Origin of the sequence: Cryobacterium sp. Y11, assembly GCF_002929535.1 — a bacterium.
Classification (GTDB): domain Bacteria; phylum Actinomycetota; class Actinomycetes; order Actinomycetales; family Microbacteriaceae; genus Cryobacterium.
This window is the reverse complement of the sequence record NZ_PJJO01000059.1, coordinates 37,520-60,042: the sequence shown is the minus strand read 5'-3', so window position 1 is coordinate 60,042 and position 22,523 is coordinate 37,520. Positions and strand designations below refer to the sequence as shown.

At 61.0% G+C, this 22,523-nt stretch carries 19 protein-coding genes and 2 tRNA genes; 14 read left to right on the top strand and 7 right to left on the bottom strand.

All coding sequences use genetic code 11. The annotated features are described in order from the left end of the window. Nucleotides 1-200: 200 nt before the first annotated feature. The 9 genes from dnaA (at nt 201) to CXY75_RS13685 (ending at nt 10,442) form a co-directional block, all read left to right on the top strand. Nucleotides 201-1,619 carry a chromosomal replication initiator protein DnaA gene (gene dnaA, locus CXY75_RS13725; RefSeq protein WP_104083385.1) on the top strand — a complete coding sequence of 473 codons (1,419 nt, stop codon included), beginning with the start codon at nt 201-203 and terminating at the stop codon, nt 1,617-1,619. A gap of 440 nt (nt 1,620-2,059) precedes the next feature. Beyond that, a complete protein-coding gene (gene dnaN, locus CXY75_RS13720) occupies nt 2,060-3,208 on the top strand; it encodes a DNA polymerase III subunit beta (RefSeq protein WP_104083384.1) in 1,149 nt (382 codons plus the stop codon). Nucleotides 3,209-3,212: 4 nt separating this feature from the next. After that, nucleotides 3,213-4,382 (top strand): DNA replication/repair protein RecF, encoded by a 1,170-nt coding sequence (gene recF / locus CXY75_RS13715; RefSeq protein WP_104083383.1) that lies wholly within the window; start codon nt 3,213-3,215, stop codon nt 4,380-4,382. Then, entirely contained in the window at nt 4,375-4,914 is a 540-nt protein-coding gene (locus tag CXY75_RS13710; RefSeq protein WP_104083382.1) for a DciA family protein, read from the top strand. The genes recF and CXY75_RS13710 overlap by 8 nt, the downstream gene beginning before the upstream one ends. Nucleotides 4,915-5,035: 121 nt before the next feature. Further along, nucleotides 5,036-7,066: a DNA topoisomerase (ATP-hydrolyzing) subunit B gene (gene gyrB, locus CXY75_RS13705; protein WP_104083381.1), complete on the top strand. Its 2,031-nt coding sequence runs from the start codon at nt 5,036-5,038 to the stop codon at nt 7,064-7,066. Between the two features lie 76 nt (nt 7,067-7,142). After that, nucleotides 7,143-9,710: a DNA gyrase subunit A gene (gene gyrA / locus CXY75_RS13700; protein ID WP_233201935.1), complete on the top strand. Its 2,568-nt coding sequence runs from the start codon at nt 7,143-7,145 to the stop codon at nt 9,708-9,710. Continuing rightward, nucleotides 9,703-10,107 (top strand): DUF3566 domain-containing protein, encoded by a 405-nt coding sequence (locus tag CXY75_RS13695; protein WP_104083379.1) that lies wholly within the window; start codon nt 9,703-9,705, stop codon nt 10,105-10,107. The genes gyrA and CXY75_RS13695 overlap by 8 nt, the downstream gene beginning before the upstream one ends. A gap of 139 nt (nt 10,108-10,246) precedes the next feature. Beyond that, a tRNA-Ile gene (locus CXY75_RS13690) sits at nt 10,247-10,320 on the top strand. Between the two features lie 49 nt (nt 10,321-10,369). After that, a tRNA-Ala gene (locus CXY75_RS13685) sits at nt 10,370-10,442 on the top strand. A gap of 166 nt (nt 10,443-10,608) precedes the next feature. Here the strand turns inward: CXY75_RS13685 and CXY75_RS13680 are convergent. Further along, nucleotides 10,609-11,136, bottom strand: a complete 528-nt coding sequence (locus CXY75_RS13680; protein ID WP_104083378.1) for a hypothetical protein — start codon at nt 11,134-11,136, stop codon at nt 10,609-10,611. Nucleotides 11,137-11,279: 143 nt separating this feature from the next. On the opposite strand from CXY75_RS13680, the gene CXY75_RS13675 reads away from it, so the two are divergent. After that, a complete protein-coding gene (locus tag CXY75_RS13675; protein ID WP_104083377.1) occupies nt 11,280-11,819 on the top strand; it encodes a peptidylprolyl isomerase in 540 nt (179 codons plus the stop codon). 243 nt (nt 11,820-12,062) lie between these two features. After that, complete coding sequence (locus CXY75_RS13670; protein WP_369826728.1) at nt 12,063-12,677, top strand: rhomboid family intramembrane serine protease; 615 nt, start codon at nt 12,063-12,065, stop codon at nt 12,675-12,677. 119 nt (nt 12,678-12,796) lie between these two features. Here the strand turns inward: CXY75_RS13670 and CXY75_RS13665 are convergent, their stop codons facing one another. Further along, a complete protein-coding gene (locus tag CXY75_RS13665; protein ID WP_104083375.1) occupies nt 12,797-13,042 on the bottom strand; it encodes a cell division protein CrgA in 246 nt (81 codons plus the stop codon). Between the two features lie 79 nt (nt 13,043-13,121). On the opposite strand from CXY75_RS13665, the gene CXY75_RS13660 reads away from it, so the two are divergent. The 3 genes from CXY75_RS13660 to CXY75_RS13655 are packed head-to-tail and all read left to right on the top strand — an operon-like array spanning nt 13,122 to nt 14,852. Then, entirely contained in the window at nt 13,122-14,045 is a 924-nt protein-coding gene (locus CXY75_RS13660; protein WP_233201910.1) for a class E sortase, read from the top strand. Between the two features lie 10 nt (nt 14,046-14,055). After that, on the top strand, nt 14,056-14,217 hold the full coding sequence (locus tag CXY75_RS20115) for a hypothetical protein (protein ID WP_199182468.1): 162 nt from the start codon (nt 14,056-14,058) through the stop codon (nt 14,215-14,217). Then, on the top strand, nt 14,214-14,852 hold the full coding sequence (locus CXY75_RS13655) for an aminodeoxychorismate/anthranilate synthase component II (protein WP_104083374.1): 639 nt from the start codon (nt 14,214-14,216) through the stop codon (nt 14,850-14,852). Before CXY75_RS20115 ends, CXY75_RS13655 begins: the two co-directional genes overlap by 4 nt. A 110-nt stretch (nt 14,853-14,962) precedes the next feature. Here the strand turns inward: CXY75_RS13655 and pknB are convergent, their stop codons facing one another. The 5 genes from pknB to CXY75_RS13630 form a co-directional block, all read right to left on the bottom strand. Then, nucleotides 14,963-16,663 (bottom strand): Stk1 family PASTA domain-containing Ser/Thr kinase, encoded by a 1,701-nt coding sequence (pknB, locus tag CXY75_RS13650; RefSeq protein WP_104083373.1) that lies wholly within the window; start codon nt 16,661-16,663, stop codon nt 14,963-14,965. A 77-nt stretch (nt 16,664-16,740) separates the two neighbouring features. Then, nucleotides 16,741-18,459 (bottom strand): protein kinase, encoded by a 1,719-nt coding sequence (locus tag CXY75_RS13645; protein ID WP_104083372.1) that lies wholly within the window; start codon nt 18,457-18,459, stop codon nt 16,741-16,743. Further along, entirely contained in the window at nt 18,456-19,907 is a 1,452-nt protein-coding gene (locus CXY75_RS13640; RefSeq protein WP_104083371.1) for a penicillin-binding protein 2, read from the bottom strand. Before CXY75_RS13640 ends, CXY75_RS13645 begins: the two co-directional genes overlap by 4 nt. Further along, entirely contained in the window at nt 19,907-21,307 is a 1,401-nt protein-coding gene (locus CXY75_RS13635; RefSeq protein ID WP_104083574.1) for an FtsW/RodA/SpoVE family cell cycle protein, read from the bottom strand. The genes CXY75_RS13640 and CXY75_RS13635 overlap by 1 nt, the downstream gene beginning before the upstream one ends. Beyond that, nucleotides 21,291-22,520 carry a PP2C family serine/threonine-protein phosphatase gene (locus CXY75_RS13630; RefSeq protein WP_104083370.1) on the bottom strand — a complete coding sequence of 410 codons (1,230 nt, stop codon included), beginning with the start codon at nt 22,518-22,520 and terminating at the stop codon, nt 21,291-21,293. Before CXY75_RS13630 ends, CXY75_RS13635 begins: the two co-directional genes overlap by 17 nt. Nucleotides 22,521-22,523 lie beyond the last annotated feature (3 nt).

Sequence of the window (22,523 nt, the reverse complement as noted above, 5' to 3'; positions counted from 1 at the left end):
CGTAACCTGAGAATTTAGCCGGATTTATACACAACCGGTGGATAACTTTAACGTAAGGGTGCAAAGCTGCCCAGCGACCACCACCCCCAGCATGAACGAAACACGGGTTCTAGCTGGGTCCGTTGCACGCCGGCAACGCCACAGCAGGTCTCCGCAGTTGAAGAGCGAACAAATTTCGAAACACACAGATTGTAGGAACCATGGCAGATGTCGAAGCGCCGATAGCCGAAACGTGGCGGTCAGTTTTGACCACCTTGGAATCAGACGCCACCATCACGCCGATGCTCTATGGCTTTCTCAGTCTGGTCGAGCCGAAGGGCATCGCGGCCGGTACGTTCTATCTCGAAGTGCCCAACGAGTTCACCGCGAGCATGCTCAATCAGCGGATGCGAGTTCCGCTCCTCACCGCGATGGGAAAGCTCGACGAGGCAACCGCGGTGTCTACCTTCTATGTAGTCGTCAATCCCGAGTTAGAACAAGAATCCTTGCGCCCGGTGCAGCAGACGTTGACTCCGCCAGACATCATCATGCCGGCACCACCGCAATCGGTGTTCGAGGGCGCCGTTGCCGCGCAGGCGCATGAAACCCGGCTAAACCCCAAGTACAGTTTCGATAATTTCGTGATTGGGCAATCTAACCGATTCGCCCATGCCGCTGCCGTTGCCGTTGCCGAGGCACCGGCCAAGGCGTACAACCCACTGTTCGTTTATGGTTCGTCGGGGCTGGGTAAGACCCACCTTCTGCACGCGATCGGCCATTACGCCATGAGCCTGTATCCGGGCATCCGCGTGCGGTATGTCAGTTCCGAGGAGTTCACCAACGACTTCATCAACTCGATCGCGAACAACCGGGGCGCGGCATTTCAGGCCCGGTATCGAAACATCGACATTTTGATGATCGACGACATCCAGTTTCTGCAAAACAAGGCGGAGACCCAGGAAGCGTTCTTTCATACCTTCAACACCCTGCATGACCACAACAAGCAGGTGGTTATTACGAGTGACCTCCCGCCGAAGCACCTCACTGGTTTTGAGGACCGCATGCGCAGTCGCTTTGAGTGGGGCCTCATCACGGATGTCCAGGCTCCCGACCTGGAGACCCGCATTGCGATTTTGCGAAAAAAGGCGCAGAGCGAGAAACTGCAGGTTCCCCACGACATTCTCGAGTTCATGGCGACGAAGGTCTCCTCCAATATTCGCGAGCTAGAGGGAACTCTGATTCGTGTTACCGCATTTGCGAGCCTCAATAAGACTCCGGTCGATATGGATCTCGTGCAAACGGTGTTGAAGGACCTCATCACCCTCGACGAAGACAACGTCATTGCCCCGGTGGACATCATCACCAACACGGCGAACTACTTCAAGCTCTCAGTGGATGACCTGTACGGCTCAAGTCGATCACAGGCTATCGCGACCGCTCGTCAAATCGCCATGTATTTGTGCCGCGAACTCACCAACTTATCCCTGCCCAAGATTGGTCAGTTGTTCGGTAATCGTGACCACACGACTGTGATGTACGCCAATAAGAAGATCAGTGAACTTATGAAAGAGCGTCGGTCGATCTACAACCAGGTCACCGAACTGACGAACCGCATCAAACAGGATCACCGCTACAAGTAGAAGCTTAATTTTTTCGGCCCCACCGGCAGCTCTGACGAGTTTTGACCCGGAGGGGCCGAATTTTTTTAGTTTTCACACCTGTGGATAACCCTGTGGAATTAACTCATACAACTTGTCGTTCTCTGTAGAAACTCGGGGGCTGCCTGTAGAAACGTGTAATTACCGTGGGGCCCGGCTACTCAAACGAATGACAAACTTCCACAGCTCACTCACAAGTTACACAGTTGTAGTTCCCAGTGCCTGAGCTGATTTCACAGAGTTATCCACAGTTTCCACAACGGTTAAGAAGATTAACAAAAATTCTTTAACCTTTCTCTCGCCGACAACCTTGACCGCCACGGCCTCCGAACAGACCGGGTAACGAACTCCCCCGTGAAGACAGCTAGCATTGAGGCCCACCCATCCGCTCATCTGTTTTTGCAACGCTAAGGACTGACATCGTGAGATTTCAAGCAAATCGGGATGTCTTCAGCGAGGCAGTTTCTTTCGCCGTCAAGCTGCTTCCGCAGCGCACGACGCTACCGATTCTGAGCGGCGTGCTCATTGAAGCCACAGCCACTGGCCTGATCCTGTCGTCGTTCGACTACGAGGTTTCCGCCCAGACTGAGATCGTTGCCGAGGTTGAAGAGACCGGCAAGGTACTTGTATCCGGACGTCTCCTGGCCGAGATTGCAAGCCGTCTGCCCAACGCACCGGTGCGTTTTTCAACGGAGAGTTCTCGCATCAAGGTCAGCTGCGGATCCGCAAGCTTCACGTTGCTGTCAATGCCGGTTGAGGAATATCCCAGCATTCCGCAGGTCAGTAGCCAAACGGGGCTCGTACCAGCCGAAGAGTTCGCCGCTGCCGTCGCCCAGGTAGCCGTCGCGGCATCCCGTGATGATGTCACTCCCGTCATCACCGGAGTGCAACTCGAAGTCACCGAAAATAGCCTGAGTCTGGTTGCCACCGACCGCTACCGGGTTGCCGTTCGTGAAATCGATTGGGATTCAGGCAGCAACTCGACCGAGGGAACAATTACGGCTCTGGTTCCGGCCCGCACCTTGCAGGAGGTCGGCAAAACCTTCGGCCACAGCGGTACCATCTCAGTTTCTATCACGAACACCGATGACCGTGAACTGATCGCGTTCACCGCGAATAAGAAGACCGTCACGTCTTTGTTGATCAAGGGCAATTTTCCCCCCGTTCGCCGGCTCTTCCCCGAGACGGTTGACAACTATGCGGTTATGAACACCGCTGACCTGATCGAGGCCACGCGCCGAGTGCAGCTTGTGCTGGAACGCGAGGCCGCGCTGCGTTTCACGTTTGCCACCGATGGAGTCACCCTGGAGGCAGTCGGCTCCGAACAAGCCCAGGCCTCGGAGACCATCGACGCCATTCTCTCCGGAACCGAAACCGTCGTGTCGCTCAAGCCGCAGTTTTTGCTCGATGGGCTCAGCGCGGTGCACTCCGAATTCGTGCGTATTTCGTTCACGAAGACGGAAAACCCGAACAAGCCAGGGCCAGTGCTCATCACCAGCCAGACCTCGCGCGAGCAGGCCGGAGCAGACAGCTACAAGTACCTGCTTCAGCCCAACCTGCTGCTGCGCTAGCGACGTGCGAGTTACCCACCTTGCGCTGACCGACTTTCGCAACTACGCGAGCGCCGAGGTTGGGTTCGTGCCCGGCCCTAACCTCATCGTCGGCCGCAATGGGCAGGGCAAGACCAACCTGGTCGAAGCCCTCGGTTTTTTGAGCACGCTGGGTTCACACCGAGTATCCACGGACAAGGCCATGATTCGGGCTGGGCAGGATGCCGGCATCATTCGTGCCAGGCTCGAATACAACGGCCGCGATATTCTGGCCGAGGTACAACTCAACCGCACGGGACAAAACCGTGCCCAAATTAATCGCTCGGTTATTAAAACCCGTGACCTTCCCCGCTATTTTTCCAGTGTGGTGTTCGCCCCCGAAGATCTCGCCCTCGTTCGAGGCGATCCGTCCGGACGCCGTAAATTTCTCGATCAGCTCCTGGTGCTGCGCAGCCCCCGCCTGGCCGCCGTGCAGAGCGATTATGACCGCGTGCTCAAGCAGCGCAACACCCTGCTGAAGACCGCGCGAGCCTCAGGCGCGCGCGGTAACCAGCTGTCTACCCTGGATATCTGGGATGAACGCCTGGTGGAATTCGGTTCGGAAATCATTGACGAACGCGCCAAACTCGTTCAACTGCTCGGTGAGCCATTGCGTGCTGCTTATCGCGCCGTAGTGAATGAGGACCATGGGCCGGCGTTGGTGACGAGCCTGAGTATTCTCGGCGCAGACGAAGACGCCGATCTCGGCGGGGCCGTTGTCGGGATTCCGCTGGCGTCGGTAGATTCGGTGGAGTCGCCGACCAACGAAATCTTTCGCACGGCACTGGCGGGACTGCGCAAGCGCGAGTTGGAACGGGGTATGACGCTCGCCGGCCCGCACCGCGACGACCTCGTGTTCATGCTCAATGCGCTCCCGGCCAAGGGATACGCCAGCCATGGGGAGTCCTGGTCGTTCGCGCTCTCGTTGAAACTCGCATCCGCTTCGCTGTTGCGTCAGGATTCGGCCAGTGGTGACCCGGTGTTGATTCTTGATGATGTCTTCGCGGAACTCGACCTGAACCGTCGAGCCCGGCTGGCCGCAGCAATCGGCTCGTTCGAACAGGTCTTGATCACCGCTGCCGTTTTGGAAGACGTCCCCAAAGAGCTGGTCGCGCACACTATTCATATTCACGCCGGAGCGGTTGTCAATGGGTGACGACAATGTTCCACGTGAAACACCTGATCAGACGGAACCGCTGGAATTGAATGCCAGTGAAGCGAGCCAGGTGTACCTGAGATTTAAGAGCGTTTTCGGTGATCCCAACGCGCGGCGCACGCGTGCGCGCAAGCGCATCGCACCGGTTGCCGGCTCGAGTGTTCCGTTCGGAATTGGCCGCGATCCGCACGGCCTAGGCGACACGATCAGCTCACTCACGATGCAACTGGGGTGGAATTCCACGTTGGCGCAATCGGACCTGTTAGCTTCCTGGATGCTGTTGGCCGGTGAAGAAACAGCCAATCATTCCACTCCGGCGGGTATCGACGACGGCGTACTCACCGTGCACTGCGAGTCGACGGCCTGGGCGACACAATTGCGCTTAATGCGCAACGTCATCATGGAGCACATCGCAAATCGGTACCCGGATGCTGGAATCCAATCGATTCGATTCCAGGGGCCCGGCGCTCCGTCCTGGAAAAAGGGTCCCAGATCAATTCCAGGGCGTGGTCCACGCGATACCTACGGGTGACCCGCCAATTAAGGTCAACCCCTTGAGCAAAACGCGTCAAACGGCGATTATGGCTGGTTCGGCTCGCTCCATTTGGTAAACTGAATGGTCGCCAGTGCGACGGTCAGGAGCCTAATTTCAGATGACAGTTGAACCGACGCCCGAACAAACGTCCCCAGACATTTCCCAGCACGAACGTGAGGCGGAGCGGGAGCCGGAACCGGAGCACGAATATGGTGCCGACGATATCCAGGTACTCGAGGGCCTAGAGGCCGTTCGTAAGCGACCCGGAATGTATATCGGATCCACCGGACCGCGCGGACTGCACCACCTCGTCTATGAGATTGTCGACAACTCTGTCGACGAGGCTCTCGCGGGGCACTGCGATACCATCGACATTCGTATCTTGGCCGACGGCGCGATTCGCGTCGAAGACAATGGCCGTGGCATCCCAGTCGACATTCACAAGGCTGAGGGTCGGTCGACCGTTGAGGTCGTTCTGACCGTTCTGCACGCCGGTGGAAAGTTTGGCGGCGGGGGGTATTCCGTCTCCGGCGGACTGCACGGTGTAGGTAGTTCCGTCGTTAACGCCCTATCGAGCCGCCTCGAGGTTGAGGTGCGCCGCCAGGGATTCATTTGGCGCCAAAGTTTCGCCAACGGTGTTCCCAACGCTCCCCTCGAGCAGGGCGAAGCCAACGATGAAACCGGCACCACCATTACCTTCTGGCCGAGCGCCGAAACGTTCGAGACGATTGAATTTGACTACGAAACCCTGCGGGCTCGTTTTCAGCAGATGGGCTTCTTGAACAAGGGCCTGCGCCTCACCCTCACCGACGAGCGTGAAACCAGCCGTACTGATGACGGCAAGTTCGTTAGCAACACCTTCAAGTACGACCAGGGACTCGTCGACTACGTCGAGTATTTGAACCGGGCCAAGAAGGCCGACCTCGTCAACGAAGAGATCATTTCCTTCGAGTGGGAAGACCACGAGCGCAAGATGGCCCTTGAAGTGGCCATGCAGTGGACCACTGCATACACCGAGAGCGTGCACACCTACGCGAACACGATCAACACGCACGAGGGCGGCACCCACGAAGAGGGTTTCCGCGCCGCGCTGACCACGCTGGTGAACAAGTACGCCCGCGAGAAGGGCATCCTGAAAGAAAAGGATGACAACCTCACCGGCGACGATGTGCGCGAAGGGTTAACCGCGGTCGTGTCGATTAAACTCGCCGAACCACAGTTCGAGGGCCAGACCAAGACCAAGCTCGGCAACACCGAGGCAAAGTCTTTCGTGCAGAAGGTCGCCAACGACCAGCTCACCGACTGGTTCAACCGCAACCCGAATCCGGCCCGTGAAATCATCCGCAAGTCACTTCAAGCCTCGAACGCTCGGATGGCAGCCCGAAAGGCCCGCGAAACCGCGCGTCGCAAGGGACTGCTCGAGGGTGGTGGCATGCCAGGCAAGCTCAAAGACTGCCAGAGCAAAGACCCATCACTATCGGAGATCTTTATCGTGGAGGGTGACTCGGCCGGCGGTTCAGCCGTGCAGGGGCGTAACCCCGAATTTCAGGCCATCCTGCCCCTTCGCGGCAAGATTCTCAACGTGGAGAAGGCGCGCCTCGACCGGGCCCTCGGTAACGCTGAGGTTCAGGCGATGATCACGGCCTTCGGCGCCGGCATGGGTGAAGAATTCAATCCAGACAAGGTGCGGTACCACAAGATCGTTTTGATGGCCGACGCCGACGTTGACGGGCAGCACATCACCACCCTGTTGCTCACCCTACTGTTCCGCTACATGCGACCGTTGATTGATTTGGGTTACGTCTATCTGGCCCAGCCGCCGCTATACCGGCTCAAGTGGAGCAACTCCCCGCACGAATACGTCTATTCCGACGTGGAGCGCGACGCGCTCCTAGCCGATGGAGCAGCCTCCGGCAAGCGCATCCCGAAAGACAACGGCATCCAGCGTTACAAGGGTCTGGGCGAGATGGACTACAAGGAGCTGTGGGAAACCACCATGGCCCCCGAGTCCCGCACCCTGCTGCAGGTCACCCTGGACGACGCGGCATCCGCCGACGAAATCTTCTCCACCCTGATGGGTGAAGACGTCGAATCTCGACGCAACTTCATTCAGAAAAACGCGAAGGACGTGCGTTTCCTTGATATCTGACGACACCACGGGCAGCTCCGAGGGCGCCAACGCCGAGGAGACGGCCGCAACGGCCGCCGCTGCGGCAGCCCACCTCGTGCAGCACGGCAAGATCGACCAGGTCGATCTGCAGCTGGAAATGCAGCGCTCCTATCTCGACTACGCGATGAGCGTCATCGTCGGGCGCGCGCTGCCCGACGTGCGCGACGGCATGAAGCCGGTGCACCGTCGTGTGATCTACGCCATGTTCGACGGCGGCTACCGCCCGGACAAGGCGTTCTCCAAGTGCGCGCGCGTCGTCGGTGACGTCATGGGACAGTTCCACCCGCACGGAGACTCCTCGATCTACGACGCGCTGGTGCGTCTCGTGCAGCCGTGGAGCCTGCGGTATCCGCTCGCCCTTGGCCAGGGAAACTTCGGTTCCCCCGGCAATGACGGCGCAGCAGCCCCGCGGTACACCGAGACCAAGATGGCCCCGCTGGCCATGGAAATGGTTCGTGACATCGACGAAGACACCGTCGATTTTCAGGACAACTACGACGGTCGTACCCTCGAGCCGACCGTGCTGCCGGCCCGGTTTCCGAACCTGCTGGTCAACGGTTCTGTCGGGATCGCCGTCGGAATGGCCACGAACATTCCGCCGCACAACCTGCGTGAGGTCGCTGCCGGCGCCCAGTGGTACCTCGACAACCCCGACGCGACCCGCGATGAGCTGCTGGATGCACTGATCGCTCGTATCAAGGGCCCCGACTTTCCCACCGGCGCTCAGATTCTGGGTATCAGGGGAATTCAGGATGCTTATCGCACCGGGCGCGGCTCGATCACCATGCGTGCCGTGGTCAGCATCGAGGAGTTGCAGGGCCGGACCTGCCTCGTCATCACCGAGCTGCCCTACCAGGTGAATCCAGACAACCTCGCGATCAAGATCGCGGATCTGGTCAAGGATGCCAAGGTCACCGGAATTGCGGACATTCGCGATGAGACCTCTGGTCGCACCGGCCAGCGCCTCATCATCGTGCTCAAGCGTGATGCCGTTCCGAAGGTCGTGCTGAACAACCTCTACAAGCACACCCCGCTGCAGGAGAACTTCGGCGCCAACATGCTCGCCATCGTTGACGGTGTGCCGCGCACACTCGCCCTCGATGGTTTCATCTCGGCCTGGGTCGCCCACCAGATTGACGTCATCGTTCGGCGCACCCAATTCCGCCTGAATAAGGCCGAAGCGGACGCCCACATCTTGCGCGGCTACCTGAAGGCCCTCGACGCCCTCGACGAGGTGATCGCGCTCATCCGTCGCTCCAACACGGTCGACGACGCCCGCGAAGGCCTCATGGCCCTACTCGACGTCGACAAACTCCAGGCCGACGCGATTCTCACCATGCAGCTGCGCCGCCTGGCCGCCCTCGAACGCCAGAAGATCATTGACCAGGCCGCCGAACTCGAACTTCAGATCGTCGAATTCAAGTCGATCCTGGCCAGCCCGGAACGTCAGCGCACGATCGTCAGCGAAGAACTCGCCGAGATCACCGCAAAGTTCGGCGACGACCGGCGCACCGAGATCATGTACGGTTTCGACGGCGACATGTCGATCGAAGATCTCATCCCCGAAGAGGAGATGGTGGTCACCGTCACACGCGGCGGCTACATCAAGCGCACCCGCAGCGACAACTACCGCAACCAGCACCGCGGCGGTAAGGGAGTCAAGGGTGCCCAGTTGCGCGCCGACGACGTGGTCGAACACTTCTTCGTCACCACGACGCACCACTGGTTGCTGTTCTTCACCAACACCGGACGGGTATACCGGGCTAAGGCCTACGAGGCCCAGGAATCCGGCCGCGACGCCAAGGGCCAGCACGTCGCCAACCTGCTCGCCCTGCAGCCGGGTGAGGAAATCGCGCAGATTCTCGATATTCGCGATTACAACGTCGCCCAGTATCTGACCCTCGCCACCCGCGACGGCCTGATCAAAAAGACAGCGCTGCACGAGTACGACACCAACCGCACCGGCGGCATCATCGCGATCAAGCTGCGTGAGGGCGACGAACTCGTCTCTGCGCTGCTGGTCGAAGACGACTCCGACCTGCTGATGGTCTCCCGCAAGGGAATGTCGATCCGCTTCACCGCCACCGACGAGGCGCTGCGTCCGATGGGCCGCAGCACCTCCGGCGTGATTGGAATGCACTTTCGCGGCGAGGATACCCTGCTGGACGCATCCGTTATCAACGACGACGGCTATGTCTTCGTGGTGACAGAGGGCGGGTATGCCAAGCGCACTGCCGCTGACCAGTACCGATTGCAGAATCGAGGGGGCCTCGGCATCAAGGTAGCCAAGCTGAGCGACGACCGAGGTGACCTGGTGGGCTCGTTGATCGTGAACCCAGAGGACGAGGTTCTAGTGGTTCTTGCCAGTGGCAAGGTGGTACGCTCTGACGTCGCCGAGGTTCCAGCCAAGGGCCGGGACACGATGGGTGTTGTCTTCGCAAAATTTGCGAATGAAGACAGAATTATCTCCATCGCGAAAAACATCGAACGTAATCTGGTCGCCACCGACGAAGAAGAAGGCGTAACGGATGCCGACGCACCAGACGGTGACGTCGACACCAGTGCCGCAGATGGCGCTGTCTCGAATGCTGATTCAGGGAAAGTAGAGTCACCGAATGAGTAGCGTCGCTGAAAAGCTGGCAAAAAAATCCACGCGCAAGACCGTGAGCAAGCAAGTTCGTCTCAAACTCGTCTACGTCGACTTCTGGTCGAGCGTCAAGCTATCGTTCCTGGTGGCGATTTGCCTGGCGATCGTCACGATCGTGGCGACATTCCTTATCTACACCGTGTTGGTGCAGACCGAGGTACTGACCAAGGTTGACGACCTCTATGCGACGGTAGCTGGAGAATCGGCGGATCTCTCGGCCATTCTCTCCATCGGCAACGTCATGGGCTTCGCGGTCGTTGTAGCCGTACTGAACATGGTCGTGGTCACAGCTCTCGGCGCGATCTACGCCGTGCTGTACAACCTGAGCGTGAAAATCACCGGCGGATTACTCGTCGGATTCACGAACAATTAGTCTCTTTTACGTACGATCGAGGGCTGTTTCTCCCCGCGAAACAGCCCTCGCAGCCTGTTTCGAGATATTCTCCGTCGTGGAAGGGCGGCTCGATTTCAGGATCCGGTCAGATTCCGGTAGTCTTCAATCTGCCCAAGAGGGGGATATAGCTCAGTTGGTTAGAGCGCTTCACTGATAATGAAGAGGTCCCAGGTTCAAATCCCGGTATCCCCACGCAGCACCAGATTCATCAGCTCGCACCCGTTCTCACTGGCGGGTAACTGGGGCCATAGCTCAATTGGTAGAGCGCCTGCTTTGCAAGCAGGAGGTCCGGGGTTCGATTCCCCGTGGCTCCACACATAGAAAGGGCCCGTCCTCGGACGGGCCCTTTTGTGTACCGGGCGTGCGGAACCGGCGCGGCATCCGCTTCACCGGCGCCGGAGAGGCCACTGCGGGCCGTTGCTGTCGTTAACGACGTAGGACCCGCATCCGGTGGATGCGGGTCCTACAAAGCGGGTGGAGCTAGTCTTCCTGCGCGGTAGCCGGCTCGACCTCGTCGTCGGCAACCCACAGCTCGTCATCGGCGCGAAAAGTCTGCCAGACGGCGTACGCGACGCCCACAGCGGCTACCACGGCGAGTCCGAGGGCAAAGTATGTTCCAGCTCCCGGGCCCTTCGGTTCGACCACAACGGGCTTCTGAAAGCGGATGCGGGACAGCGCGGCACGCACCCGGGCGTCGCGAGCGACGTCCCCGACCGACATGACGGTTCCGATCGCGGTACCGATTCCCGGAAGAACATCGTTCACCACGCGGCGACGAACACCGTCGGCGGCGTCGTGAGTGGCGTTCACTCCTGGGCGAACGTAATGGTCGTAACTCTCTCGTACGCGCGGACCAACTTCTTCGCGGGCGAGAATGCCGGCCTGGTGTCCGGCCTGTCGAGCGAGAACGTTCGCTCGTTCCAATACCTCTTGTTGGTGGCTCCATAGTTCGTCTGCGCTTTTGCGCAGCCGAGTGAGTTCCTTGCGGCGCTTGCGTGACAGGCTCATCTGGACCCTCCATCGATGTCGTGTGGCGAATGTGTATCTATCTTGCCACTGAGTGCCCATCTTGCCACTGAATTCCGGGCGTGCACTCGACGCCTTGCCAGGCTGTTCAGATTGGCCAGAGGTTGCTGTGCAAGAATCGGGGTATGTCTAAGCACACCGCTGTCGCCACCCTGAACACCACCCTCGGACCGATCAAGGTCAATCTCTTCGGTAATCACGCTCCGAAGACGGTCAAGAACTTCGTCGGCCTCGCCACCGGCGAGATCGAGTGGAAGCACCCGGCAACGGGAATTGCCTCCACCACGCCGCTCTACGACGGCACCGTTTTTCACCGCATCATCAAGGACTTCATGATCCAGGCTGGCGACCCGCTCGGCCAGGGCACCGGCGGCCCCGGCTACCAGTTCGATGATGAAATCAGCCCAGACCTCGACTTCACCCAGCCCTACGTGCTCGCCATGGCGAACGCGGGAATTCAGGGTGGACACGGAACTAACGGCTCGCAGTTCTTCATCACGGTCGTTCCGACGACCTGGCTGCAGGGCAAGCACACCATTTTCGGTGCGGTTGAAGACGAAGACAGCCGCGCCATCGTCGCGAAGCTCGCGACCGTCGCCACCGACGGCCGCGATCGCCCTCGGGAAGACGTCGTCATCCAAAGCGTTTCCGTCGAGTCGGTCTAGTCTGTACAACCCTTCATCAGAATGAGCGACCTGCCAGCCTCGGCGGCGAATTTTTGCTACCGCCACCCGGGGCGGCAGAGCTTCATTTTGTGTCAGCGCTGCGGCCGCACGATCTGTGCCGAGTGCCAGACGCAGGCAGCAGTGGGGGTCATCTGCCCCGAATGTATGAAAGAGCAGCGTAAGAACGCACCCCGTACCAAGCCAGCGGTACTCACCCGGCTGACCGGGAACGGGCAGCCCACTGTGACATATTCCATTATTGGAATAACCCTGGTCGTCTATCTGCTGCAGTTCGTCTTCGGGGATCAGATCACCAACCTACTGTTGTATGCCGGCGTCTATTCCTATGCGGGCAACTTTGAACCGTGGCGCCTGCTCACGACCGCGCTCGTGCACGGCGGCCTCTTTCACGTACTGCTCAATATGTACACGTTGTGGATCTTCGGCCAAGCGCTCGAACAGTTGCTCGGCCGGGGTCGTTACCTCGCGCTCTATCTGCTCAGCGCGCTGGCCGGTTCTCTCGGGGTGTTGTTTCTGGCGGATCCGTTCACGGCGGTGGTGGGGGCATCCGGTGCCATCTTCGGTCTGATGGGCGCATTCCTCGTGATTCAGCGACGACTGGGCGGTAACGCCACCCAGCTGCTCGTGCTCGTTGGAATCAACCTCGTGATCGGGTTCATCCCCTCGTTCCAGATCGCCTGGCAGGCCCACATTGGCGGCATGATCGGCGGCGCCGTGCTCGGCCTGATCTACGTACAGACTCGCCGCATTCGGCAGAAATCACTGCAGAACGGGCTGATCGGTGCATTCGCGATACTGCTGGTTCTGCTGAGTTTTGCTCGCTTCTTGGTGAGCTAGCCCGCTACCCATACGAGAGTTATCCACAGGTCTATCCACATGGGGATAATTACACCGCTGTCATTACCGTGCACCGCAGGAGTGGCGGTGCCGCTGGCTGGGACGGGTCGAACGTCTCGTTAGCGCCAGCGGGTGGTCATCAAAAAGCCGATGAAGGCGATTCCGAAGCCCACCAGAATATTCATGGCGCCCAGGCTCGCGATGGGCAAAGTGCTGCCACTTACGTAGAAAACGATGATCCAAGCCAGGCCCAGCAGCATGAAACCGAACATGACCGGCTTGAACCAGACGGCGTTCGGCGCATCGTCCTTCGAGCGGGCAACATCGGTGCGGGCGGGCCGGGTGCGAGAATTCTTACGTGCCATTCTGCGATTCTAGCGTCTCCACCCGTTTTCTTGGATTTGCTCGGGAATAGCCAACGCAACGAATCGGTAGACTCGAGGTATGTGTCCCCAGTCAGACGATCCCACAGCATCGGTTCCCGATGGGCTGGAGCCGGCGGAGGCGCATTCGGACAGCTACGTCACGACAGAACCGTCTGAAACTGTCGTTATTGACGCCGTGGCACCCGAACTCACCTCCAGACCCAGACGTCGACGGCGCACGCAGTCAGGCCAGGTCACCGTGGTCGGTGTGCTCGGCGAACTGCTCATTACCGCTGGCGCCCTCGTGCTGCTCTTTCTGGGCTGGCAGCTCTGGTGGAATGACATGATGATGGCCAACGCACAGTCTGACGCTGCGAGCCAGATCAGCCAGGACTGGATCGCTGCCGCACCGACAACACCCGAGCCCGAACCGATCGTTGACTCGACACAACCGAGCGCTGCGCCAGTCCTGGCCGATTATGGCGCTCCCGTCGTTGGCGCGGTTCCGGCCAACGCCACGGCTTTCGCGGTGCTCTACGTTCCGCGCTTCGGCGCCGATTATCACCGCAGCATTGCCGAAGGGACCGGCCACGACGTGTTGAACAGTAACCGTTTGGGCATCGGTCACTATGCCGAAACTCAGATGCCGGGTGAGGTGGGCAACTTTGCCGTTGCCGCGCACCGGAGCGCCTTCGGCGGTGCCATGCACCTCATCAACGAACTGCAGCTCGGTGACGCCATATACGTGCAAACAGCCGACGGCTACTACACCTATCGATACCGCGATACCGAGTATGTGGCGCCCTCGCAGGTGCAGGTGCTGGCATCCGTTCCGAACAATCCCGTCGGAACCGCGGTGGATCGCATCATCACCCTGACCAGCTGCAACCCGCTATATTCCACCGCCGAACGCATCATCGCCTACGGCGTATTGGAATCGTGGCAGCCGCTGTCGGCGGGCGCGCCCGCCGAACTTGCACCGATTATCGCGGCCCAGGGCTAGGAGACTTCTCATGTACGCAGCACTGTGGCGTGTTCTTCCCGGACCTATCTGGGTTCGCATCATTTTGGTCGTGATTCTGGTACTGGCCGTCTTGGCCGTGCTGGCCACCTGGGTGTACCCCTGGATCGACGGTATTCTCAATAGTCAGGAAGCGACGGTCGGCGGCGCATGACCCGTATTCTCGTTATCGATAACTACGACAGTTTTGTGTACACCATCAACGGGTACCTGATGGAGCTCGGCGCCGAGACGGATGTCGTGCGCAACGACTCATTCGAGAAGCCCGACGCGGCCGCCCGTATTGCACAGTACGACGGTGTGCTGATCTCGCCGGGACCGGGCAAGCCAGCGGATGCCGGAGTCTCCATTGCCGTCGTTGAGGCGGCTCTGGCCACTGACCTGCCCCTGTTTGGCGTATGCCTCGGCCACCAGGCCATCGCTGAAGCGTTCGGAGCGACGGTGACTAACGCTGAAGAACTCATGCACGGTAAGACGTCAGTCATCACGCACGACGGTAGCGAGCTCTACGACGGTGTGCCACAACCGTTCACCGCAACGCGTTATCACTCGCTCGCGGTGGTCGCGTCGACGGTACCGACGGACCTCGTTGTCACGTCGCGCACGCAGGGCGGCGTCATCATGGGGCTGCGGCACGCATCCGCTCCCATTCTTGGGGTGCAGTTTCACCCGGAGTCTGTGCTGACGGAGGGTGGCTACCGCATGCTCGGCAATTGGTTGGCCCTGACCGGCCTTGCAAGCGCCCCAGAGACCGCGAAGGGCCTGCACCCGCTCCTGCGCCTCAGCTAGTGGCAGGGTGCCTACGCTGGCGTCTTGCGGCCACTGGGTCCACCTTGTAACCAGGGGCCCAGTTTATAGGCTGGGCCCGTGGACGGGGCCCGGGCCCCGTCCAAAAGGGGTTAAGAGCCGGCGCAGTAGGTGAGTTCGATGTCCGAGCGCTGGGGAACGTCGCCGGGGGCTAGGGACTGCGCCTTGACCGGGGAGCCGGACTGTTGGGTACAGGTGTAGTCGGGCTTTTGAATGGCCACCAGCCGGAGCGACTCGCCGTTGACGAGGTCACTCGCCGCCACCAGGGACTGGCCGGTGAGGTCTTGGAGGGTGACGAGTCCGCTTGAGACAATGTAATTAATGGTCACGCCGGCGGACTCGGATGCCGCGGCTGAGGGGTCGGTGCGCATCACAATTTCTGCGGCCGCGGTGGGAGAATTTTCCGCGGTGACCGACCCGGAAACGAAACCGAGCGCTTCAATCGCGGCCTGGGCATCCGCTATGGCCTGATTGGTGACGTCGGGAACAATGACGGCGACGGGGCCGGTGGAGATGAAGACCTTGATCACGTCGGCGGGGTTCACGATCGTGTCGGCCGGCGGGTCGGTGCGGATGACCCCGTCTACGGGCACTGTGGCGCTGGTTTCCTCGGCTCTGGTGGCCGCGAGATCGAGGTCGAGCAACGTGTTCTGGGCCTCGTCGTAGGTTTGCCCGGACAGGGTCGGAACCTTGCGGGAGCTGTCTGGCAGCTCCACCGATGGCTGCAGGTTCAGCACCCAGATCATTACCGCCACGACGATGACGATGACGCAGACGATTCCGGCCCAGACCCAGATAACCGGGGGGCGGCGCTGGGTGCGCACCATGGTTTGATCTTCGGAGAGTTGCTTGAGGGCGAGTGCCGAACCGGTCACTGCGGCCGGTGCTGCCCCGAACAGGCCAGCACCGACCTCATCGCCGACGCGGTGGATGGGGATCTGGCCGCTTCCAGCGGTCTCAACGTCTGCCCGAAACTCGACGGCGCTTTGGTACCGATTGAATCGGTCCTTAGCGAGGGCGTGCAACACCACGGAATCCAGGGCGGGGGACACCTTGGGATTGAGGGTGGACGGTTTGATGGGAAGTTCACTGACATGCTGGTACGCGACGGCTACGGGGGTGTCGCCGCGGAACGGCGGGCGACCGGTGAGCATCTCAAAGAGCACGACTCCGGTCGAATACAGGTCGGTGCGGGCATCGACCGATTCACCCTTGGCTTGCTCAGGGGAAAAGTAGGCGGCTGTGCCGAGGATGGCTGTGGTCTGGGCAACGGTCGTGGCCGAGTCGGAAATGGCGCGGGCGATGCCGAAGTCCATGACCTTGACCTGCCCGGACTTGGTGATCATGATGTTGCCAGGTTTGATGTCGCGGTGCACGACGCCCGCTCGGTGCGAGTATTCGAGCGCGGTCAGCACGCCGTCGATGATGCGCACGGCTTCGGCGGCCTCGATCGGGCCCTCCCGAATAATGTCCTTGAGCAGCCGGCCGTCGACGTGTTCCATCACGATGAATGGCACCTGCGAGTCGTGCCCGGCCTCGTCGGTGACGGTCTCTTCGCCCGCATCGAATACCCGAACGATGGTCGGGTGGGCCATGCGCGCTGCGGCCTGGGCCTCCTGGCGGAACCGGGTGCGGAAGGCCGGATCGACGGCGAGGGATGACTTCAACAACTTGATGGCCACCGTGCGGCCGAGCCGGGAATCGGTGCCGATGTGCACATCGGACATGCCACCGCGGCCGAGCAGGGCACCGACGCGATAGCGGCCCGCGATCAAACGGCCAGAGTCAGGCACGTGCGTACTCCCCCACAATCAGACACCGCGCCCGGTTAGACACAGTGAGCGCTACTTTACCGCACGACAGCGGGGAGTTAGCCGCCGATGCCCGGAACGACCGCTGCCGGTGCGACCACCACGGTGTCCGAGGACGGCGAGAATTCCGAACTGACCTGGCCGCAGAAGTAGCTGTACTTTACGGTGAAGTCTGCGTTTCCGGCCGTCACGGTTGTGGTCACAACCGCCGCCGCGGTGAGGCCGTCGGCGGCGACGGTGGCGCCGCCACCCTCGGCGACGACTTTGTAACCCGACAGCGTCTGACCGGTGGGACACGTCTGTGCGCCCCAGGTGATCGTCACCGTTCCGTCTTCGGCCACAGCGAGCGGCGTTGCCGTCGGTTTGGACGTGGGCGTGGTCGGAGTTGCCACAGCGCCCCAGACCGTGAGGGTGACTGTAGCGCCCTCGGGAACCGGTCCGGTGGGGTTGACCCGGTAGACCCGGTCGACGTTTTCAGCGGTCTCCGCCGCGTTTCCAGGCTCAATGTCGGCAACGAAACCCATGCCGACCAGCTTGGCGGCGGCTTCAGAGCTGAGCATACCCACGAAGTCGTCTGGGTTGATCGACGCATTAGTGGGCGTCGGTGTGGGCGTAGGTGTTGGAGTGGCGGATGGCGTCGCCGAGGGGGTCGCCGAGGGGGTGGCCGAGGTCTGGACCGGCGCTGCCGGAGCCTCGTTGTTTTGCGCGAACAGGGCGATCAGCGTGCCGGTGAGCACGATCATCAGCAGTGCGACGAGGGCGATGAGTGGCCAGGTCCACGGGCTACGTTTCTTCTTTTCGGCTTCGGCGGTGGCCGTGGATGCCCGCGTGATGGGTGCGCCGGTGGCCGGCAAAACGGTGGTGGCTTGGTCTGAGCCGGCCCCGGGCATGAGCATGGTGGCGCTGGTGGCCGAGAGACCGCCCAGAATGGATGGCACGGCCACGGCGGCAGCGGCCACATCCCCGCGTCGCAAAGCGGATGCCGCGCGCGCCAGGTGGGCAGCAGACGCCGGGCGATCGGCAGGGTTCTTGGCCAGGCAGGCGAAGACCAGATTGCGCACCGGCTCCGACACCGTCACCGGAAGATCGGGCGCGATTTCGTTGATCTGGGCCATGGCGATCGCAACCTGCGACTCGCCCGTGAATGGGCGGCGTCCAGCGAGGGACTCGTAGGCGACAATACCGATCGAGTAGATGTCGGTGGTGGGGGACGCCGGGTGACCGCTGGCCTGTTCCGGCGAAAGGTACTGCACGGTTCCCATGACCTGGCCGGTCGCGGTGAGCGGAACCTGGTCAGCGATGCGGGCGATGCCGAAGTCGGTGATCTTGACCCGGCCCTCTGGCGTGATGAGCAGGTTGCCCGGCTTGATATCGCGGTGCACGAGACCGGCGGCGTGGGCGGCGTGTAGCGCGGCCGAGGTCTGCGCGACGATGTCGAGCACCTTGTCGGTAGGGAGAACGTGCTCCCGCTCAAGAATGGTCGACAGGGCTTCGCCGGGAACGAGTTCCATGACCAGAAAGGCGCTGCCGTCTTCTTCGCCGTAGTCGAAGACATTCGCGATGCCTTCGTGGTTGACCAGGGCAGCGTGGCGTGCTTCAGCGCGAAACCTCTCGAGAAAGCCGGGGTCGCCGAGATACTCGTCCTTCAAAATCTTGATCGCGACGCTGCGGCCGATGACGAGATCGGTGGACTTCCACACCTCACCCATGCCGCCAATCGCAATGCGCGACTGCAGCTCGTATCGTCCGCCGAAGGTGAGGCCTGCTGTGGGTCTCATTTGTTAAGCACCGCCTCTAGTACCGCTTTTGCGACGGGTGCGGCAAGAAGGTTGCCGAACCCGGATTGTTCCATTCCCCCGCCGTCCTCGATCAGAACGGTGATGGCATACTGCGGGTCCGTTGCCGGCGCGAAACCGGTGAACCACAATGTGAAGGGATCAGTTGACCCGTTCTGCGCCGTGCCTGTTTTCCCTGCCACGTCGACCCCGTCTATTCTTGCATTGCTAGCGGCGCCATCCTGAACGCCATTGATCATCATTCCGGTCAGGGTTGCGGCTGTTTTTTCGCTCATCACCCGCCCCATTTCGGCTGGTTCGAAGGTTTGGATGGCGCTCAGGTTGGGCGCGAGAATCTCTTGAACCAGGGTCGGTGCCATCACGACACCGCCGTTGGCGATGGCAGCACTGACCATCGCCATTTGCAGCGGGGTGGCCTGCACGTCGAATTGGCCGAACGCAGACTGCGCGGTTTGCGGATCATCGAGTCCGTTTGGGTAGACGCTCTCAGCCACGGTCATGGGGATGCTGTAGCTCTTGTTGAAACCGAATTTCTCGGCGGTTTCCCGAATAGCCGTGTCGCCGAGCTTGACGCCGAGCTCGGCGAACGGAATATTGCAGGAGAGCCGGAGGGCCGTGGCCAGGGTGACCGTGTCGCCGGTACCGCAGGGTTGACCGCTGGAGTTTTCGATCTTGCTTGTCGTGCCGGGCGCGGTATAGACGGCCGGATTCGGAAAGGTGCTTTCCGGGGTGTAGTCGCCTGATTCGAGAGCAGCCGTGGTGACGACGAGCTTGAAGATCGATCCGGGAGGGTTGAGGGAATTGATCGCCCTGTTGATCAGCGGGTTGTTATCGTCGGCCAGGAGTGCCTCGTAGCTCGCGGTGACCTCTTTATTGTTGTGCACGGTGAGCAGGTTCAAATTGAAGCTCGGCTTAGAGACCATGGCCAGGATGCGGCCGGTCGCGGGTTCGGTGACGACAACCGATCCGGTGTAATCGCCGAGGGCATCCCAGGCCGCCTGCTGGGCTACGGGATCGATAGTGACCTCGACGGCGGCGCCCTTCGGGTCCTGGCCAGTGACGAGGGCGCTGATCTTGTCAAAGAACTGCGAGTTGGAGGTGCCGGTCATCTCGGCATTGAGGGCGAATTCCAGCCCGGTCGGTTCGCCGTTGATCGGGATATACCCGGTGATCGGTGCGTACAGCTCTGGATTGGTGTACGTGCGCAGAAACTTATAGTCGTCATCGGCCGGCAGGGACTGGGCGATCGGTTCACCGGCCACCAGGATGGCGCCACGCTCGACCTGGTAGCTGTCGTAGAGCGTGCGCGTGTTGCGCGGATCGGCCGAGAGATTATCGGCTTGAAAGGCCTGCACGATCGAGGTCGAGCTGAGCAGAGCGATGAACATCAACAGCACTACGATGCTGACGCGTTTAAGTTCGCGATTCACTAGATCACCAGCCTGGGTTGGTTGCGCACGGTATCGGACAGCCGCAGCAACAGGGCAACGATGATCCAGTTCGCCACGAGCGAGGAGCCTCCGGCGGCCAGAAACGGGGTGGTCAAACCGGTCAGCGGGATGACCCGGGTGACGCCGCCGATGACGATGAAGCATTGCAGTGCAACGACGAAGGCGAGACCGACGGCGAGGAGCTTGCCGAAGTCATCCTGACCGGCGAAGCCGATGCGAAAGCCACGCGCCACAAACAAGAGGTAGAGCGCGAGAATCGCGAAGATTCCGGCGAGCCCGAGCTCTTCGCCGAGGCTGGCGATAATGTAATCACTCTGCGGAACCGGGGTGATTTCCGGCCGTCCCTGGCCCCAGCCGGTGCCGAGCAGGCCGCCCTTGGCCAGGCCGAACAGGCCCTGCACCAGCTGAAAACTGCCGCCGCGCGCTTCGTAAACATCCGGATTCAAGGCATCGAGCCAGTTCGTAAAACGGCCGTTGACATAGTCGAGGGTCTGGCTGGCCAGCAGTGCTCCGCCAAGAAATAGGCTCAGGCCGATGATGACCCAGCTCAGGCGCCCGGTGGCGAGGTAGAGCATGACTAGGAATAAGCCGAAGTAGAGCAGGGCGGTGCCGAGGTCGCGCTGAAAGATGATGACCGACATCGACAGGGCCCAGACGACGAGAATCGGGCCGAGGTCGCGCAGGCGCGGAAAACGCGCGCCGAGAAACTTTTTGCCGACCATGGAAAGGCTGTCGCGGTTGCGCACCAGATAACCGGCGAAGAACACGGCAAGGGCGATCTTGGCGATCTCGCCGGGCTGGAAGGTGGCGAAGCTCCCGAATCCGATCCAGACCCGCGCTCCACTAACCTCGCGGCCAAGGCCGGGAATGAGCGGCAGAAACAGCAAAACCACACCAAGAAATCCGAAAATATAGGTGTACCGAAACAGCACGCGATGATTGCGAATGACCAGAAGCACGACGATAGCGCTCAAGATGGCCAGGGCACTCCACACCGTCTGGCGCACGGCCGCGCTCTCCCATCCGCTATCTTGGTCGGCGATGTCGATGCGGTAGATCATGGCGATGCCGATGCCGTTGAGCACCGTGGCGATCGGCAATATGAACGGATCGGAGTCGCGGGCGACGAAGCGCAACACGACATGCAGTCCGATCACGAGCACCGCCAGACCGGCACCCAGCAGCACCAGGGTCGTGTCGATTTCGCCAAGGGCGCCCAACTGCACCAAAACGACGGCGCTCGCGTTGATGAAACAGGCGATCAGTAGCAGGAACAGCTCGAGATTTCGCAGCTTCTGTGGCAGGTGCAGACGACGCACCGGCTGGGTAACCGGCGTCTGACGTGCTTGTTGAGCGGATGCCTTACTCAACGATCGCATCCTTCAGTCGTTCGACGATGGCCTGCGCGTCCGCGAGCGAGCCGGCATTGATGGTCTGCTCGACCAGCTGGCGGTCGTAGACGCGCAGGTCGGACAGGTTGATATTGGTGTCTTTGTAGACGCTGGAGAGCTTGATCGGGCCGATATCCTGCTGCACGCCCTGATAGATCGCCACGGTTGAATCCTGGGCTCCGACGAAGTATCGAGTTTGGGTCCATTGGTAGCTCAAAATGCTAGTACCAACGATAGCGAGCACGAGCACGATCACACCGAAGAGCCAGGTGGCCCTGCGGCGGCGCGCGCGGCGGGCATCCTCTTCGATCAGTTCGGAGAGGTAATCCTGCGAATCGGGCTCGAAGTGTGTTTCGCGCACCGGATGTAGGCGCAGAGTCGGGATGCGCAGGGCGCGGTTGCGACCGGGTTCCTCACCGAAGGCGAGCGGATTGGCGGCCGAGCCGACGATGACGGGGCTGTCCGTGCGATGTATGCCCTCGCCGATATCGACGATGACCACGGTCACGTTATCGGGGGCGCCGCCGTCGAGGCTCTCTTTGACGAGCAGGTCGGCGACATCCTGCGCGTTGGCGCCGCTTGCCAGGGCTGAGGCTATGCCAGTGTGTGACACGACGCCGGTGAGACCGTCTGAGCAGAGCAGCCAGCGGTCGCCGGTGATCGTGGCCAGAATGGACGTGTCGATTTCGGGGCTCGCCTCGACGTCGCCGAGCACGCGCATGAGCACGGAGCGGCGCGGATGCACCATGGCCTCGGCCTCTGTGATGCGGCCGCTGTCGACCAGGCGCTGCACGAAGGTGTGGTCGATGGTGATCTGGGAGAGCTCGTTGTCGCGCAGCAGGTAGATGCGCGAATCGCCGATGTGGGCGATCGCGACCTCGTTCTCGAGCACAATGAGGGCGCTGACGGTTGTGCCCATGCCGGTCAGTTCTGTGTGCTCGAATACCGTCTCGGCGAGCTGGGCGTTGGCGCCGATGAGGGCGGCCTGCAGGGCGAATTCGGCGTCCTGCGCGCTCGGGTATGCCTGGTCGGCCTCGATGATGCGCTTGGTCGCAATCGAGGACGCGACGTCGCCGCCGGCGTGGCCGCCCATGCCGTCGGCGACCAGAAACAGGGTGCGTCCGGCGTACGCGGAGTCCTGATTGTTGGAGCGAACCTTGCCGACGTTGGACGCGGCTGCGCTATGACTGACCGTCGCCATGAC